This is a genomic window from Streptomyces sp. JN8 (assembly GCF_055808075.1).
Window position 1 is genome coordinate 1,923,219 of sequence record NZ_CM147852.1, and the last position, 15,801, is coordinate 1,939,019.

General features: G+C 74.7%; 13 protein-coding genes. 8 read left to right on the forward strand and 5 right to left on the reverse strand.

The window, feature by feature from the left end:
• Positions 1–833 precede the first annotated feature (833 nt).
• The 3 genes from ACY0MR_RS08330 to ACY0MR_RS08340 all read left to right on the forward strand — a co-directional run bounded on the left by ACY0MR_RS08330 (position 834) and on the right by ACY0MR_RS08340 (position 3,256).
• Positions 834–1,673: a hypothetical protein gene (locus ACY0MR_RS08330; protein WP_473560036.1), complete on the forward strand. Its 840-nt coding sequence runs from the start codon at positions 834–836 to the stop codon at positions 1,671–1,673.
• Between the two features lie 190 nt (positions 1,674–1,863).
• Positions 1,864–2,667: a TIGR04222 domain-containing membrane protein gene (locus tag ACY0MR_RS08335; RefSeq protein WP_392864131.1), complete on the forward strand. Its 804-nt coding sequence runs from the start codon at positions 1,864–1,866 to the stop codon at positions 2,665–2,667.
• A gap of 19 nt (positions 2,668–2,686) precedes the next feature.
• Positions 2,687–3,256 carry a GNAT family N-acetyltransferase gene (locus tag ACY0MR_RS08340; protein ID WP_404086244.1) on the forward strand — a complete coding sequence of 190 codons (570 nt, stop codon included), beginning with the start codon at positions 2,687–2,689 and terminating at the stop codon, positions 3,254–3,256.
• 100 nt (positions 3,257–3,356) lie between these two features.
• On the opposite strand, the gene ACY0MR_RS08345 is transcribed toward ACY0MR_RS08340, so the two are convergent.
• Positions 3,357–4,988 (reverse strand): AMP-binding protein, encoded by a 1,632-nt coding sequence (locus tag ACY0MR_RS08345; RefSeq protein WP_473560039.1) that lies wholly within the window; start codon positions 4,986–4,988, stop codon positions 3,357–3,359.
• Positions 4,985–6,670 carry an AMP-binding protein gene (locus tag ACY0MR_RS08350; RefSeq protein ID WP_473560041.1) on the reverse strand — a complete coding sequence of 562 codons (1,686 nt, stop codon included), beginning with the start codon at positions 6,668–6,670 and terminating at the stop codon, positions 4,985–4,987. The genes ACY0MR_RS08345 and ACY0MR_RS08350 overlap by 4 nt, the downstream gene beginning before the upstream one ends.
• 91 nt (positions 6,671–6,761) lie before the next feature.
• Here ACY0MR_RS08350 and ACY0MR_RS08355 point away from each other — a divergent pair, with 91 nt between their 5' ends.
• Positions 6,762–7,577 (forward strand): helix-turn-helix transcriptional regulator, encoded by an 816-nt coding sequence (locus ACY0MR_RS08355; RefSeq protein WP_473560043.1) that lies wholly within the window; start codon positions 6,762–6,764, stop codon positions 7,575–7,577.
• Positions 7,578–7,639: 62 nt separating this feature from the next.
• Here the strand turns inward: ACY0MR_RS08355 and ACY0MR_RS08360 are convergent, their stop codons facing one another.
• Positions 7,640–8,125 (reverse strand): SUKH-3 domain-containing protein, encoded by a 486-nt coding sequence (locus tag ACY0MR_RS08360; protein WP_404086250.1) that lies wholly within the window; start codon positions 8,123–8,125, stop codon positions 7,640–7,642.
• Positions 8,126–8,142: 17 nt separating this feature from the next.
• Positions 8,143–9,288, reverse strand: coding sequence for a winged helix DNA-binding domain-containing protein (locus ACY0MR_RS08365; RefSeq protein WP_473560045.1), 1,146 nt, complete (start codon positions 9,286–9,288; stop codon positions 8,143–8,145).
• 135 nt (positions 9,289–9,423) lie between these two features.
• On the opposite strand from ACY0MR_RS08365, the gene ACY0MR_RS08370 reads away from it, so the two are divergent.
• The 4 genes from ACY0MR_RS08370 (at position 9,424) to ACY0MR_RS08385 (ending at position 13,755) form a co-directional block, all read left to right on the forward strand.
• Positions 9,424–10,530 (forward strand): magnesium and cobalt transport protein CorA, encoded by a 1,107-nt coding sequence (locus ACY0MR_RS08370; RefSeq protein WP_473560047.1) that lies wholly within the window; start codon positions 9,424–9,426, stop codon positions 10,528–10,530.
• Between the two features lie 120 nt (positions 10,531–10,650).
• Positions 10,651–11,514: a hypothetical protein gene (locus ACY0MR_RS08375; protein WP_473560049.1), complete on the forward strand. Its 864-nt coding sequence runs from the start codon at positions 10,651–10,653 to the stop codon at positions 11,512–11,514.
• Between the two features lie 213 nt (positions 11,515–11,727).
• Entirely contained in the window at positions 11,728–13,017 is a 1,290-nt protein-coding gene (locus ACY0MR_RS08380; protein WP_392864138.1) for an MFS transporter, read from the forward strand.
• A 60-nt stretch (positions 13,018–13,077) separates the two neighbouring features.
• On the forward strand, positions 13,078–13,755 hold the full coding sequence (locus tag ACY0MR_RS08385; RefSeq protein ID WP_473560052.1) for a TetR/AcrR family transcriptional regulator: 678 nt from the start codon (positions 13,078–13,080) through the stop codon (positions 13,753–13,755).
• Here ACY0MR_RS08385 and ACY0MR_RS08390 read toward each other — a convergent pair.
• Complete coding sequence (locus ACY0MR_RS08390; protein WP_473560054.1) at positions 13,752–15,692, reverse strand: APC family permease; 1,941 nt, start codon at positions 15,690–15,692, stop codon at positions 13,752–13,754. The genes ACY0MR_RS08385 and ACY0MR_RS08390 overlap by 4 nt on opposite strands.
• Between the last annotated feature and the right edge of the window lie 109 nt (positions 15,693–15,801).

Sequence of the window (15,801 nt, forward strand, 5' to 3'; positions counted from 1 at the left end):
GGAACGACAGGGGGTTGGTTGTGGGCGAGTCGGTACCGGTGCACTGCCCGGAGTGCCTGCGCACGCAGGCGTACGCGGCACCCGTGTTCCCCTGCGTGTGCGGGAGCCCGGTGGCGCCTCCCCTCACCGCGGGCGCGACGGCCGAACCCATCACCCGCCGGAACTGGGCGGACGAGTGGGTCGCGGTCCGCTGCGGAGCCTGCGGCCGCACGAACGACTGGCCGCACCCGGAGCTGGGCTGCACGTGCGGGACGGTGCTCCGGGTGCCGGTGCAGCCGGTGGCCGCGGAGCCCTCGACGGCCGGCGGACCCCCGGAGGGCGCCGTGGCCGGCCCGGGCCCCTGGCCGGAGGCGGGCCGCGGCCGCCGCGCCGTCCCACCGACCGGCGGACCGGGCGCGCGTACGGGAAGGGGCGCGGGCTTGGACGCGGGTACGGACGCGGGCTCGGGTGCGGGTGCGGAACCGGGGGCGGGGGTTTCGGGCGCGGGTGCGGGTGCGGGTGCGGAACCGGGGGCGGAGGTCTCGGGCGCGGGTTCGGGCGCTGGCGCTGGCGCTGGCGCGTTTACGGAGCCGGGCGCGGGTGCGGACGCCCGCGGACATGCTCAGGCGGGCGCAGACGCGGTGGGCGGCGAACGTACGGAGCCGAGCACGGACGGCGGCGGACGTACGCAGCCGGGCACGGGTGCCGCGGCGGGCCCCGTCCGGCCCGCTACGGGAGACGGCGACCGGGTTCCCTTCCCGCCGACCGGCCCCCCGGCCGCTGCCAGGCCGGCGGCAGCCGCCGCTCCCTCCCCTTCCTCCACCCCCTCCCCCTCCTCCCCCTCCTCCCCCGCGGTGCCGCCGCCCGGCGGCCTCCGCCGGAACGATCCGCCCGGCACCGACGGCCCCGCCGACCCCTCCGACGGTTTCGGCACCACGGAGGCGTCCGAGGGGGCCGAGGCACCCGGCCCGTTCGGCGCACCCGGCTCGTTCGGGGGTCCCGGCCCCTTCGGCGGTCCCGGGCCGTTCGTCGCGGGCAGGCCCCACCCGCCCGTGCCGGACGCCTCCCCCGGTACGGGCGGCCCCCGGCCGGTCGAGACCGGCTCCGACTGGTTCGGCACCGGCCCCGGAGCCTTCACCGCGGGCCCCGCCGCGGGCGCCGACCCCGGCGCCGCGGACCCGCGCCCCGGCCGGCCCGCCCCCGCACCCGACCGCCCCACGGACCCGCCCCGTCCCGGCGCGGCCCGCGGTTTCGCCGAGCGCCACCCCTCCCACCTGCCGCCGCCGCCCGCCTCCCCGCGCCCGGTCCCCGCCCGCGGGGACTTCCGGCCGCTGACGATCCGGACCGCGCGGGACGCGGTCGCCGCGGCCGCCGGCTACCTGCGCTGGCTGGGATTCCGGGACGTGGTCCAGCCCGAGGAGCGCCCCGCCTCCGGGGTGGACCTGCGGGCGCCCGGGCTCGTCGCCCAGGTCGACCCGAGCACCCGGCCCACCGGGCTCCGGGCCGTCGAGTGCCTCTGGCTCAACGGACTGAGCGCCTCCGCCGTGAGCGTGTTCTTCTCGCTCGCGGGCTACACCCCCGAGGCCCGCTCGCGCGCCGCCGAGCTCGGCCTTCCGCTGTTCGTGCTCGACCTCACCGGTACCCCGCAGCCCGTGAACGCCGCCGCCGAAGGGCTGACGTCGGGCGCGGCCTGAGGGAGCCGGGGCCCGCGGGGCCCCGGCCGCCCGCGCGGCCCGTCCCGGCGCTCGGCGGCCCTTCGCCGCCCGTCGCGGCCGGGTGCCGACGCCGGGGACGTACCACCACAGCATCTCGGCATCCGAAACCGGCCATTCACGCGTGACGATCACGCTCCCCCGGGCACAACACCCTCGGGGGGTGGGCCTCATGCCGACGGGGATGTGGTGGTTCATAGGAGCGGCCTGCGGGCAACTGCTGCTCGCCGCCGCGCTGTTGCGAACCCGCAGCAAGGATGGCGACGCGCCGCGTCCGGACGACGTACCGCCGCCGCAGGCCCTCGCGCTGCTGCGCGGCGGCCGGCGGGCGGCGGTCACCGTGGCGCTCGTGGCCCTGCACCAGCGCGGGGCGGTCGCCGCAGGCCGCAAACATACGATTCGGGCCAACGGCGGCCCCGGCCGCACCCGGGATCCCGTCCAGCTCGGCGTGCACGGGGCGCTCCACCGGGCCTTCGCGCTGCGTGACCTCACGGTGCGCCCCGAGGCGCGCCGGGCGGTGGACGCGCTCGGCCGCGAGCTGCGCGGTGCGGGCCTGCTGCGGCCGCCCGCCCGGCTCTGGGCGGGCAGGGCCCTCCTCGGCTGCGTCCCGCTGACGGTGGTGGTGGGGGCGTACGCGACGGGGGCGTCCGGCACCGGTCTGGCCGGGGCGCTCGCGGCCGGTGCCCTGCCCGTCCTGCTCGCGGCGGCCCTGCTGCTGCGGCTGCCGCCCGCGACCCGGGCGGCGCGGCGGCTGCTCACCGGCCTGCGGGAGCGGTATCCGCTGCCGGAGCACCGGCGCGAGGTGACGGACGGGCGGCTGGTCCAGCTGTACGTGGCGCTGTACGGCGACCCGGCGCTCGCGCTGTTCCTGCCCCACTTCTCGCGGGACGGCGGGCTGCTGGACCGGCCGGGCGAGGTGGACCGGAACCGGCCGCCGCAGGAACGCGGTCCGGTTCCGGACGACCGCCGGGGGTGAGGCCGCGCCATACTGTCCTATGCGCATCAGAGCGGCCGCTCCGGCCGAACTCCCGCTGCTCCAGGACATCGAAAGGGCGGCGGGCGAGCCGTTCCGCACCCTCGGCATGGCGGCGATCGCCGACGACGACCCGCTGCCCCTCGACGTGTTGGACTCCTACCGCCGTGCGGGCCGGGCGTGGGTCGCGGTGGACGCCGCGGACCGCCCGGTCGCGTACCTGCTGACCGACACGGTCGACGGCTCCGCCCACATCGAGCAGGTGTCCGTGCATCCGGACGCCGCCCGCCGCGGCGTCGGCCGGGCGCTGATCGAGCATCTGGCGGCGACCGCCGGGGAACAGGGCCTGGCGGCCCTGACCCTGACGACGTTCGCCGAGGTGCCGTGGAACGCGCCGTACTACGCGCGGCTCGGCTTCCGCCCGCTCGCCGCATCCGACCCGGCCCTCACGGAGGGGCTGCGTGCCATCAGCCGCGCGGAGGCGGCCCACGGCCTCTCGGTCTGGCCCCGGGTGTGCATGCGCCGCGAGGTGGACTCCGCTCCGGCGGGCGCGGGCGCTCCGGAGTCCCTGGAGGCCCGGCAGGGCGGCTAGACGGCCGGACCGCCGGGCGGTGGGCGGCAGCCCGGCGGCCCGGCCGGGCCCGGGTTGCCGGGCGGTGGGCGGCAGCCCGGCGGCCCGGCCGGGCCCGGGTTCACGCGGGTCCGCCGCCCCCGTCGCCGTACCGCTGCCGCAGCTCCACCTTCCGCACCTTTCCGCTCACCGTCATCGGGAACTCGGTGAGGATCTCCACCCGGCGCGGGATCTTGTAGTGGGCGAGGCGGTCGCGGCAGTAGGCGGTGACGTCCTCCAGGGTGGGCGGGTCGGCCGGGTCGCGGGGGATCACGCAGGCGAGGATCTCCTCGCCGTAGCGCTCGTCGGGCACGCCCACCACCTGGACGTCGGCGATCTTCGCGTACCCGTAGAGGAACTCCTCGATCTCACGCGGGTACACGTTCTCGCCGCCCCGGATGATCATGTCCTTGATGCGGCCGACGATCTGGACGTAGCCGTCGTCGCGCATCACCGCCAGGTCGCCGGTGTGCATCCAGCGGCCGGCGTCGATCGCCTCGGCGGTCTTCTCCGGCTCGTCCCAGTAGCCGAGCATCACGCTGTACCCGCGGGTGCACAGCTCCCCCGCCGTGCCGCGTCCCACGGTGAGGCCGGTCGCCGGGTCGACGACCTTCACCTCGACGTGCGGCATGACCCGGCCGACCGTGCCCGTCCGGCGCTCCAGGTCGTCGTCACGGCGGGTCTGGGTGGAGACCGGCGAGGTCTCGGTCATGCCGTAGCAGATCGACACCTCCGCCATGTTCATCTCGGCGACGACCCGCTTCATCACCTCGACCGGGCACGGCGAGCCGGCCATGATCCCGGTGCGCAGGGTCGACAGGTCGTAGTCGGCGAAGTCGGGGAGGTTCAGCTCGGCGATGAACATCGTCGGCACGCCGTAGAGCGAGGTGCACCGCTCCTCCTGGACGGCCCGGAGGGTGGCGGCCGGGTCGAAGGAGGGCGCGGGGATCACCATGCAGGCGCCGTGCGAGGTGGCCGCCAGGTTGCCCATCACCATGCCGAAGCAGTGGTAGAAGGGCACCGGCACGCAGATCCGGTCCTGCTCCGAGTAGGCGATCATCTCGCCGACGAAGTAGCCGTTGTTGAGGATGTTGTGGTGGGAGAGGGTCGCCCCCTTGGGGAAGCCCGTGGTCCCCGAGGTGTACTGGATGTTGACGGGCTCGTCGCAGGACAGCGGCTCGGGGCGGAGCTCGCCCGGGGTGCGGGCGAGGAAGGCGTCCCAGCCCGGGTCGCCGAAGTAGACCGCCTCGCGCAACTCCGGGCATTCGGAGCGGACTTGCTCGACCATCGCCCGGTAGTCGCTGGTCTTGTGCGCACGCGAGGCGAACAGCAGGGTGATGCCCGCCTGGTTGAGGACGTACGCCAACTCGTGCGGTCGGTAGGCGGGGTTGATGTTCACCATGACCGCGCCGATCCGGGCGGTCGCGTACTGCACGAGCACCCACTCGGCGCAGTTCACCGCCCAGATGCCGACCCGGTCGCCCTTGCGGACCCCGCTGCCCAGCAGGGAGCCGGCCAGCCGGTCGACGTCGGCGCCGAACCGGGCGTACGTCCAGCGGCGTCCGGTGGCGACGTCGACGAGCGCCTCCCGCTCCGGCCAGGCGGCGACGGCCCGGTCCAGGTTGGCGCCGATGGTGTCGCCGAGGAGCGGGGTCTCCGACACCCCGTGGGCGTAGGAGGGTTCGGTGGGCACGGCGGTGCCGGGCGTGCTCATGCGAGGTCCCCCTCGGTGTACTCCTTGCCGCCGCCCTCGGCGGTGAGCCGCCGCAGTTCGACGCGGCGGATCTTGCCGGAGACGGTCTTGGGCAGGTCGGCGAACTCGATGCGGCGGACCCGCTTGTACGGGGCGAGGACCGCGCGGGAGTGCGCGAACAGCGCCTTCGCGGTCTCCTCGTCCGGCTCCCAGCCCGCCGCGAGGACGACGTACGCCTTGGGGACGGCGAGCCGCAGCGGGTCGGGGGCGGGGACGACCGCCGCCTCGGCGACGGCCTCGTGCTCCAGCAGCGCGCTCTCCAGCTCGAAGGGGCTGATCTTGTAGTCGGAGGCCTTGAAGACGTCGTCGGCGCGCCCGACGTAGGTGATGTAGCCCTCGGCGTCCCGGGAGCCGATGTCGCCGGTGCGGTAGTAGCCGCCGGCCATCGCCTCGGCCGTCCGCTCCGGGTCTCCGTGGTAGCCGGTCATCAGGCCCACCGGCCGGCCGGACAGGTCGAGGCAGATCTCGCCCTCCGGCACGTCCGCCCGTCCGCTCACCGGGTCGACCAGAGTGACCCGGAAGCCGGGGCTCGGGCGTCCCATGGAGCCCTCCTTGAGCCGCTGGCCGGGGCTGTTGGAGACCTGGACGGCGGTCTCGGTCTGACCGAAGCCGTCCCTGACGGTGACGCCCCAGGCACGCCGTACAGACTCGATGACCTCGGGGTTCAGCGGCTCCCCCGCGGCCACCACCTCGCGCGGCGGGGTCGCCAGCCGGCCGAGGTCCGCCTGGACGAGCATCCGCCAGACCGTCGGAGGGGCGCAGAAGCTCGTCACCCCGTGGCGGTCCATCTCGTCCATCAGCCGGGCCGGGTCGAAGCGCGTGTAGTTGTGGATGAAGACGGTCGCCTCGGCGTTCCACGGGGCGAAGAGGTTGGACCAGGCGTGCTTGGCCCAGCCCGGCGAGGAGATGTTCAGGTGGACGTCACCGGGCCGGAGGCCGATCCAGTACATCGTCGAGAGGTGCCCGACCGGGTACGAGGTGTGGGTGTGCTCGACCAGTTTGGGGCGGGCGGTCGTGCCCGACGTGAAGTACAGCATGAGGGTGTCGTCGGCGAGGGTGACGCCGTCGGGCTCGAAGGCGGCGGACTCCCCGGCGGCGTCCGCGTAGTCCAGCCAGTCCGCGCCGGCCCCGCCGACCGCGATCCGCGTGTAGTCGCCGGGCACGTCGTCGAACTTGGCCGTGTCCTCGGCGCGCGCGATCACGTGCCGGGCGCGGCCCCGGTCCACGCGGTCGCGCAGGTCGGCGGGGCCGAGGAGCGGGGTGGCGGGGATGACGACGGCGCGCAGCTTCATGGCGGCGAGCACGGTCTCCCACAGCTCGACCTGGTTGCCCAGCATCACGATGATCCGGTCGCCGGCGCGGACGCCCCGGGCGCGCAGCCAGTTCGCGACGCGGTCGGAGCGGGCGGACATCGCGGCGAAGGACACCTTCGTCTCGGAGCCGTCCTCCTCGACGATGTGGAGGGCGGTCCGGTCGTTGCCCTCGGCGATGACGTCGAACCATTCGAGCGCCCAGTTGAACCGTTCGGGCCGGGGCCACGCGAAGCCCTGGTAGGCCGTCTCGTAGTCCTCGCGGTGCTGGAGCAGGAAGTCCCGGGCGGCCCGGAAACCCTCCGTCGCACTGGTCGCGCTCTGCGCCGTCATTCGTCCTCCTCGTTGCGGGACCGGTCCAGGACATCGTGTAATCGGTGACCCAGGTCTCACTACCCCCGTTCGGGGGTGAAGGAGTGGTTCCGTGTCCGAGCAGAGGGAAACGGCGGAGCTGCGCGCCGCGCTGCTGCGGCTGCGCCGGGGCAGCGGACTGCCGGTGGTCTTCGGCGGGCTGCTCCAGGACGGGCGGGCCATGCGGATCGGCGAGACCTGCGGGGCGGTGACGCCGGCGCTGCACGGCCTGGCGATCTCGACCGGCTCGGGTCTGGGCGGGAAGTGCCTGGCCCTGTCGCGGCCGTGCGCGGTCACCGACTACCCGTCGGCTCGGCACATCACCCACGAGTACGACGGACCGGTCGCCGCCGAGGGCCTGCGCTCGGTGATCGCGGTCCCCGTCGTCGTACGCCGGAAGGTCCGCGGAGTCCTGTACGGGGCCCTGCGCGACGCCCTGCCGATCGGCGAGCGGGTCTTCGACGCGGCGGTCGCGGCGGCCCGCGACGTGGAGCAGGCGCTCGCCGTCCGGGACGAGGTGGAGCGCCTGGAGGCCCCGCCGGCCGCGGGGCCGTCCTGGGGGGAGGTCCGCCAGGCCTACGGGGAACTGCGCGAGCTGGCGCCACGGGTCCCAGACCCGGAGCTGCGGCAGCGGCTGCTCGCGGTCTGCGGCCGCCTGGAGACGGCCTCGGGGGCACCGCGCGGGATGCCGGGGGTGGCGCTGACCCCGCGGGAGACGGACGTCCTCGCGGCGGTGGCCTCGGGCGCGACGAACGCGACGGCGGCGACCCGCCTCGGCCTGCGCCCGGAGACGGTCAAGGGCTACCTGCGCTCGGCGATGCGCAAACTGGGCGCGCACACCCGCCTGGAGGCAGTCGTGGCAGCCCGTCGCGCGGGGGCGCTGCCGTAGGGGGCGGCGGAGTCACCGTGCCGGGCGAGGGGCGGTGGGGGGGGCACCGGCCCGGGACGGCGTCAGACGAAGAAGTCCCGCGCGTCGCGCTGGGGGCCGCGCAGCAGACAGCTGATGGCCTCGTACGGGTGTGCTCCCAGGAAGGAGGGACCGGTGTGGTGCATGAGGAAGAACCGCCCGGTCTCGTCGATGAGGACCATGGCCCCGTCGAAGGACTCGTATCCGACGGGAAAGAGCCTCCTCCCCAGATTCGCGGCGAGTTCCGCGACGTCCTCGGCGCTCTCCTCGTAGATCCAGTGCGGAGTGAACTCGACGGCGTCGGGCGGTGTCCCCGGAACGACGAGGCGGATCCCGCCGCATTCCCGGACGAAGTCGCGGGCGGCCGCGAACGCCTCGACGGGATGCCCTTCCTCGGCGAAGCGTGCGGTGACGACGGCGAGGAGGGCGGGCAGCCGCTCCCCGACGTCCCGCCCGCGCGTCCAGCCGGCCTCGATGAGCACGGCCTCGACGTCCTCCGCCGTCATCCTCGGCGCGTCCGGACTCTTCAACGCCCCTCCCCCACCCGTCACCTCGTGGCGAAGACGACGTCATGGGGCACTCCGGCCGGCGTCATGAGCCGAAGCGTGCGCTCCGCCTCGGTGGTGAGGGCGGCGCGGTCCGCTCGCGTCACGCGGGCGAAGGGTTCGAGGGTGAGCGTGGTGCGCTCCTTGCCCTCGTCGAGGTGCCAGATGCCGGCCAGGAGGCCGTCGAGGAGGAAGACCCGGTGGGCCTGGTTGCCGCTCCAGGTGCGGCCGCGCAGATCGGCGGGCACCACGCGGGTGCGGTCGGCGTGCGAGAGGAGCAGGTTGTCGAACTCGGGGAGGAGACGGGGCGGTGCGGGGGTGTCCTCGTCCGGGCGGGGCGCGTCGGGGAGATCGAAGAGCTCGGTGCCCCGCTCGTCCTGGAAGGCGAGCAGCAGGGGCCGCAGCCGCTCGAACGCGGGCCCGAGCCGGGTGAGGCCGCACCAGGCCTGCATGTCCTTGACGGAGGCGGGCCCGAAGGCGCCGAGATAGCGGAGCACGGTCTCGTCGAGATCGGCGGGCCCGCCGGCCGCCGGCCCGTCGGCCGCCGGCCCGTCGGAGTAGGCGAACCACCGCTCGGTGGTGGTCAGCGCGACCTGGCCGCCGCGCTCCCAGAGCCCGCGCGGGGTGACCTGGACCAGGGGAAGGAGGCAGCGGGCGGCGACGGACAGCGACTGCGGATCGGCGGCGGGCCAGTGCGGAAGGAGCTCCTCGCGCAGCTCCTTGGGGGTGCGGGGCCGCTCCTCGACGAGGGCGCGGGCGAGCTCGGCGAGCCGGTCGAGGTCGACGCCGTCGAGGCCGCCGCGGGAGACGAAGAGGGCGAGCTCGCGGTCGATCGCCCCGGGCTGCGCGAGCCCGCGCAGGGCCACCGCGTCGCGTGCGGTGTGGGTGTGCACGGTGGAGCGCATCGTGACGATGCGCGCGACGGCGCGGGACTCCATGAGCGCGGAGAGCCGCTCGGGCCGGAAGCCTTCGAGGCGGGCGGCGAGCGCGTAGTACGGGGGCTTGGTGTTCTGCGCCTGCAGGCCGAGAAGGTGCTCGACGGCCTCCGGGATCCCCAGGGAGGCGGGTCGGAGGAGCAGTTGGCGGTCGAGGGTGGCACGGTTCAGGGCGCGGGCACCGAGCACGGGGTGGGTCGTCTTGAGGGCCATGACCGGCACGCTACTCGGGCTTGCGGACAGATACGGTCCGCAAGCCGGTGACGCGGGGAGGACACCGACCCGTTCCCTCCCGATTCACCCGGAACGAACCCCCTATCCTGCCCGGAGAGCCAGGAGGTGCACGAGATGTCCGACCGCCGCCCACGTCCGGCATGGCGCCGCCCCCGGCCGGAGCCGCCGGAAGCCGATGCCCCGGACGCGCCGGAGGAGCGGAGCAGCGTGGTGCGGGCGAGCGTGTACCGGGACGGCCGCCGCGTGGCGTCCCCGGCGACGCTCGCGGAGACCTTCCGCCGGCTGCGCGAGCACCCGGACGGCATGGCGTGGATCGGACTCCAGCGCCCGACCGAGGAGGAACTGCACTCCCTGGCGGCCGAGTTCGACCTGCACGAGCTGGCCGTCGAAGACGCGCTGGAGGCGCACCAGCGCCCCAAGCTGGAACGGTACGGGGACACCCTGTTCGTGGTCCTCCGGGCGGCGCGCTACCTGGACGACCAGGAGGAGGTCGACTTCGGCGAGCTCCACGTCTTCGTGGGCCCCGACTTCCTGATCACGGTCCGCCACGGCGCGGCGCCGGACCTCTCCACGGTCCGGCGGCGCATGGAACAGGATCCGGAACTGCTCGCCCTGGGCCCGGAGGCGGTGCTGTACGCGATCCTGGACGCGGTGGTCGACGGCTACGCCCCGGTGGTGGCGGGCGTCCAGAACGACATCGACGAGATCGAGACGGAGGTCTTCGGGGGCGACCCGGCGGTCTCCCGCCGCATCTACGAACTCTCGCGGGAGATGGTGGAGTTCCAGCGCGCGACCCGCCCCCTGGTCGGCATGCTGCACGGCCTGACGGCCGGCTTCGCGAAGTACGGCACGGACGAGGAGCTCCAGCGCTACCTCCGCGACGTCGCGGACCACGTCACCCACACCAGCGAACGCGTCGACGGCTTCCGCCAGGCCCTCGCGGACATCCTCACGGTCAACGCGACCCTGGTCACCCAGCAGCAGAACGCGGAGATGCGGGCCTTGGCGGAGGCGGGCTTCGAGCAGAACGAGGAGATCAAGAAGATCTCGTCGTGGGCGGCGATCCTGTTCGCCCCCACGTTGGTGGGAACGATCTACGGCATGAACTTCGACACCATGCCGGAACTGCACTGGGCGGGCGGGTATCCGTTCGCGGTGCTGCTGATGGCCGTCGTGTGCACCAGCCTCTATCTCGCCTTCAAGAAGAAGGACTGGCTGTAGCCCCCGGAACGTCCCACCCAGGGATCTCCCCCCTGTCGGGAATACCCCCAGGGGGTATATGGTTGTGATCATCGTCCGCAGCGGACGTCGCCGCGGCAGATCGCACCGGGGAGACATGTCATGAGCACCCACACCGACCCCACCACCCACCACGGCGGTCACGGCGGTCACAGCGCCCACGACGCCCATCGAGGTCACGGCGGAGGCCAGGCCGGCGGGCTGGCCGTGTCGGCCGAGGGGTTCACCCTCGACGTCGACTCCGCGATCCTCGCCGCCGGTCCGCGGCAGCACGTCGGGTTCCGGGTGCTCGGTCCCGACGGGCGGCCGGTCACCGAGTTCGTCGCCGAGCACGAGAAGGACCTGCACTTCATCGCCGTCCGACGCGACGCCGCCGGGTTCCAGCACGTGCACCCGGTGCGGGACGAGAAGGGCGACTGGAGCACCGAGCTGGACCTGGAGCCCGGGGACTGGCGGTTCTTCGCCGACATCCACCCCGCCGGCCACGACGGGACCCTGACCCTGGGCATCGACGTCGCGGTCGCCGGCCACTACGCCCCGATACCGCTCCCCGAGGCCGCCCGCACCGCGCGGATCGACGCGTACGACGTCGCCCTCGACGGCGCGCTCGTGCCCGGCGAGGCGAGCCCGCTGACCCTCACCGTCAGCCGGAACGGCAAGCCCGTCACCGATCTGGAGCCGTACCTCGCCGCCTACGGTCACCTCGTGGCCCTGCGCGTCGGCGACCTCGGCTACCTCCACGTGCACCCGGAGGGCCACCCCGGCGACGGCACCACCGTCCCCGGACCCGCCATCCGCTTCCTTGCGGTCGCGCCCACGGCCGGCGCCTACCGGCTCTTCCTGGACTTCCAGCACGACGGCGTCGTCCGCACCGCCGCGTTCACCGTGCACACCGCCGCGACCGCGGCCCCGCACGGCGACCACCACGGACACCACGAGCACCACGGACTCCACGCGCACCACTGAGGTGCCTGCCAACGCCCCGCCGCCGCCCCGCCTACCGCCCGGAGAAGGAGCGTCATGAGCCGCCCCGTCCGACCCGTACCCCACCCCTCCCCCGCCGCCACGGCGCCGCGGGAGTGCGGCCCCTGCCCCCACCCCCCGAAAAGTGAGGCCCATGCCTGAGAACGCCCCCGCCCCGGGCCGCGCCCCACCGCGTGGCCCCGGAAGGAACCCGCCATGCGACTCTTCGCCCTCCGCGACTACCGCCGCCTCTTCGGCGCCCAGGTCATCGCCCTGTTCGGCACCGGGCTGACCACGGTCGCCCTCGGACTCCTCGCCTACGACCTCGCCGGTCCGCGCGCCGGCGCGGTGCTCAGCACCGCCCTCACCCTCAAGATGGTCATGTACGTGGCCGTCGCTCCCCTGGCCGCCGCCTACGTCGACCGGCTGCCCCGGCGGACCTTCCTCTTCCTCCTCGACGTGGTCCGCGGCGCGGTCGTCCTGGCCCTGCCCCTGGTCACCGAGGTCTGGCACGTCTACGTGCTGATCGTGCTGCTCCAGGCCGCCTCCGCGGCGTTCACCCCGACGTTCCAGGCCGTCATCCCCGACATCGTGACCGACGAGGCCGACTACACCCGGGCCCTGTCCGCCTCCCAGGTCGCCTCCACCATGGAGAGCCTGCTCAGCCCGGTACTGGCGGCCGTCGCCCTGGCGTTCCTCAGCTTCGACCGGCTCTTCCTGGGCACCTCCGCCGGATTCCTCCTCTCCGCCGCGCTCGTCCTGTCGACCCGTGTCCCGGACGCCCGTCCGAGCGGCCGCACCGGCGCCCGGGACAGGGCGGCGGCCGGGATCAGGACCTTCCTCCGCACTCCACGACTGCGCGGCGTCCTGGCGCTCGACCTCGTGGTCGCGGCGGCCGGTTCGATCGTCGTCGTCCACACCGTCAACCACGTCCGCGACGGACTCGGCGGCACGCAGTCGGACGTCGCCCGGATGCTCGCCGCCTCCGGCGCCGGCACCCTCCTCGTCGCACTCGTGCTCCCACGGGTCCTCGACCGGGTCGCCGCCCGCACGGTGATGGCCACCGGCGCCGGAGTGCTCACCGGCGGCACGACCGCCGCCGTCGTGCTCACCGCGACCGGCCTCCTCGGCTGGACCGGCACGGCGATCGTCTGGAGCGTGATCGGCGTCGGCATGGCGCTGGTCATCACCCCGACCGGCAAGGTGCTGCGCGCCTCCGTGGCGCGGAACGAGATCCCCGAGGCGTTCGCCGCCCAGTTCTCGCTCTCGCACCTGGCCTGGCTGGTCACCTATCCCGTCGCGGGATGGCTCGGCAGCACCGCCGGCTTCACCGTCACCTGGTCCGTCCTCGCGGGCCTCGCCGCGGCGGGGACGGTCGGCGCCCTCCTGCTGTGGCCGCGCCGCGACGGTCGGGGGACCCCGGCGGGGTCGGCCTCGGCCGGCCCCCCGGCGCCCGGCGTGCGCGCGAGCGGCACGGACCGGTCCACCCTGGTCGAGGCCGCGTGACGCCGGGCTCCCGGTCGCCGTCGCTCCGTTCCCGGACGGAGTTCACGTAGGGTCCCCGGCATGGCCAGGAACACCCTCACCCCCGACCAGATCGTCCGCGCCGCGATCGAGCTCCTCGACGACGAGGGGCTCGACGGTCTGAACATGCGCAGCCTGGGTGCGCGCCTCGGGACGGCCGCCACCGCCGTCTACTGGCACATCAAGACCAAGGACGAGCTGGTCCGGCTGGCCGGGGACGCGGTGTGGGGCGAGGTGGTCCTGCCCGACCTCGACGCGAGGGAGTGGCGGCCGGCCGCCGCCGCGCTGGCCGGCAGCATGCACACGGTGCTGACGCGGCACCCGTGGCTCGGCCAGGCCTTCGGAAGCCACCTGCTGTACGGGCACGGGAAGTCCCGCCTCGACGACCACACGCTCGCCCTGTACGAGCGGGCCGGCTTCGCTCCCGCGGACGCCGACCGGGCCGCCGCCACCGTCTTCGTCTACGTCCTCGGCAGCGCCCTCGGCGCCGCCGCCCGGGTCTCGCTGACCCGGCGGCTGAGCCGCAGCGGCGACCCGGAGAAGGAGCTGGCGGACACCATGGCGGCCGCGACCGAGGTGGCCATGGCCTTCCCCCGCCTGCGCGAGCGCATCGACGGCAGCGCCGCCGCCGAGTACACCGCGGCTCCCGACCGCACCTTCGAGTTCGGCCTCGACACGATCCTGGACGGATTCGAGGCCCGGCTCGCCGGGACGGCCTAAGAGGTCCCCAGCCGGAACCTCAACCGGCAGACGACCGCGTCGGTGTCGCGGCGGACGGCGTGGGCGACGACCGCGCCCCGCTGGTTCTGCAGCAGCCGCTGCCACAGGTGCTCGGGCTCGGCCTCGGGGATCAGGACGGTGACGCGCGTTCCCGGGTCGGCCGCGCGGAGTTCGCGGACGTGGGCGCTGATGGGCCGCCCCAGGGAGCGGCGTGCGGAGGGGAGCCGGACGAGGGGGACGCCCGGGTCCCACAGGGCCCAGTCCCGTTCCAGGGCGTCGCCGGCCGCCCGGTCCTCGGCGTCGGGGTGGCAGACGGTCACCGCGCGGACCTCGTCGCCGAGGGACACGGCGGCGGTGAGGGCCTCGCTGGTCAGCCGGGTGAGGGAGGAGACGGGGACCAGCACGAGGGACCGCTCGCGGTGCGGGGGTTCCGGGATCCGGCCCGCACCGAGCCGCTCGCCGATCCGCCCGTACGCGCGGTGGACGGTCTCGAAGCCGAGGACGAGCAGCGGCAGGGCGACGACGATCAGCCAGGCCCCGTCGTGAAACCTGGTGGCGGTGACGACCAGCGCGGAGACGCCGGTCAGGACGGCGCCGAGCCCGTTGAGGGCGGCCTTCCCCGCCCACCGGGGGCCCCGCTCGCGGCGCCAGTGCAGGACCATGCCGGTCTGGGCGATCGTGAAGCCGACGAAGACTCCGATCGCGAAGAGCGGGACGAGGGCGTTGGTGTCTCCCCCGGAGAGGACCAGCAGCGCCGCGGAGACCGCCGCCAGCCACACCACGCCGTGGCGATGGACCTGGCGGTCGGCCTTCAGGGCGAAGACGTGCGGCACGTGGTCGTCCCGGGCCAGCAGCTTCAGCAGGACGGGGAGACCTCCGAAGGAGGTGTTGGCCGACAGCGCAAGCAGCACCATGGTCGCGAACTGGACCACGTAGAAGCCCCAGTTGTGGCCGAGGGAGGCGTCGGCGAGCTGGGCGAGGACGGTGACGCCCTCCACCGGCTGGAGGCCGAAGCGGGAGATCAGTACCGACAGCCCGACCAGCATCACGCCGAGGAGCGCGCCGAGTGCGACCTCGGCCCGCATGGCCCGCCGGGCCGCCGGGGCGCGGAAGGACGGCACGGCGTTGGCGATCGCCTCGACGCCGGTGAGCGCCGAGCAGCCCGAGGCGAAGGCCTTCAGCAGGAGGAGGGCGCCGACCGTGGTGGCGTCCTCGGCGAGGACGGAGGCGTGGCCGGCGGAGGCCGCGGTGGAGACGGGCGCGTCGCGGAACAGGCCGACGGCGACCAGCACCAGGATCGCCCCGACGAACACCGCGGTCGGGACGAGGAACGCGCGGGCCGAGTCGACGATCCCGCGCAGGTTCACGCCCGTGATGAGGACGAGGACCGCCAGGCAGATCCACAGCCGGTCCCCGTACAGGCCAGGGAAGGCCGAGGTCAGGGAGGCGACGCCGGCCGTCACGGCCACGGCGACGTTCAGGACGTAGTCCAGGACGAGCGAGGCCGCTGCCACCAGACCGGTGCGCCGCCCCAGGTGCGCCCTCGCCACCGCGTACGAACCGCCGCCGTCCGGGAACGCGGCGATGACCTGCCGGTACGAGGCCACCAGGACGGCCAGCAGGCCCGCGATGGCCAGCGTCACCGGCAGCGTGAAGCCGAGCCCGTACCCGCCGGCGGCCGCGAGGACGAGGACGATGGCCTCGGGGCCGTACGCCACCGAGGCCATCGCGTCGAGCGAGAGCGCGGCGAGTCCGGTGACGGCCGTCAGCCGGTGCCGGGCGCCGGGGTCCGGCCGTTCCTCGGACGCGGTGTCCTGATCGGCGGTCGGGGCGGAGTCCGGCCCGCCGGTCGAGGCGGCGCGTTGCTCGCGGGCCGGGGCGGTGTCCTGCCCGCCGGCCGGGGCCGCGGCCTGCTTGGTGGTCGGGGTGGTGGTCATGGCGGCGGACTCCTTCGGATCGGGCTCGGCTCAGGGTCCGCTCCCGCCCGGGGCGGTCCCACCGTTCCCTCCGCGTTCCTGGCGCGATCTTGGCGCCGCCCGTCCCTCC

Coding starts and splice junctions, on each gene's coding strand:
- ACY0MR_RS08335 (WP_392864131.1), top strand. CDS start 1,864: ATGCCGACGGGGATGTGGTGGTTCATAGGAGCGGCCTGCGGGCAACTG.
- ACY0MR_RS08340 (WP_404086244.1), top strand. CDS start 2,687: ATGCGCATCAGAGCGGCCGCTCCGGCCGAACTCCCGCTGCTCCAGGAC.
- ACY0MR_RS08345 (WP_473560039.1), bottom strand. CDS start 4,988: ATGAGCACGCCCGGCACCGCCGTGCCCACCGAACCCTCCTACGCCCAC.
- ACY0MR_RS08350 (WP_473560041.1), bottom strand. CDS start 6,670: ATGACGGCGCAGAGCGCGACCAGTGCGACGGAGGGTTTCCGGGCCGCC.
- ACY0MR_RS08365 (WP_473560045.1), bottom strand. CDS start 9,288: ATGGCCCTCAAGACGACCCACCCCGTGCTCGGTGCCCGCGCCCTGAAC.
- ACY0MR_RS08370 (WP_473560047.1), top strand. CDS start 9,424: ATGTCCGACCGCCGCCCACGTCCGGCATGGCGCCGCCCCCGGCCGGAG.
- ACY0MR_RS08375 (WP_473560049.1), top strand. CDS start 10,651: ATGAGCACCCACACCGACCCCACCACCCACCACGGCGGTCACGGCGGT.
- ACY0MR_RS08380 (WP_392864138.1), top strand. CDS start 11,728: ATGCGACTCTTCGCCCTCCGCGACTACCGCCGCCTCTTCGGCGCCCAG.
- ACY0MR_RS08385 (WP_473560052.1), top strand. CDS start 13,078: ATGGCCAGGAACACCCTCACCCCCGACCAGATCGTCCGCGCCGCGATC.
- ACY0MR_RS08390 (WP_473560054.1), bottom strand. CDS start 15,692: ATGACCACCACCCCGACCACCAAGCAGGCCGCGGCCCCGGCCGGCGGG.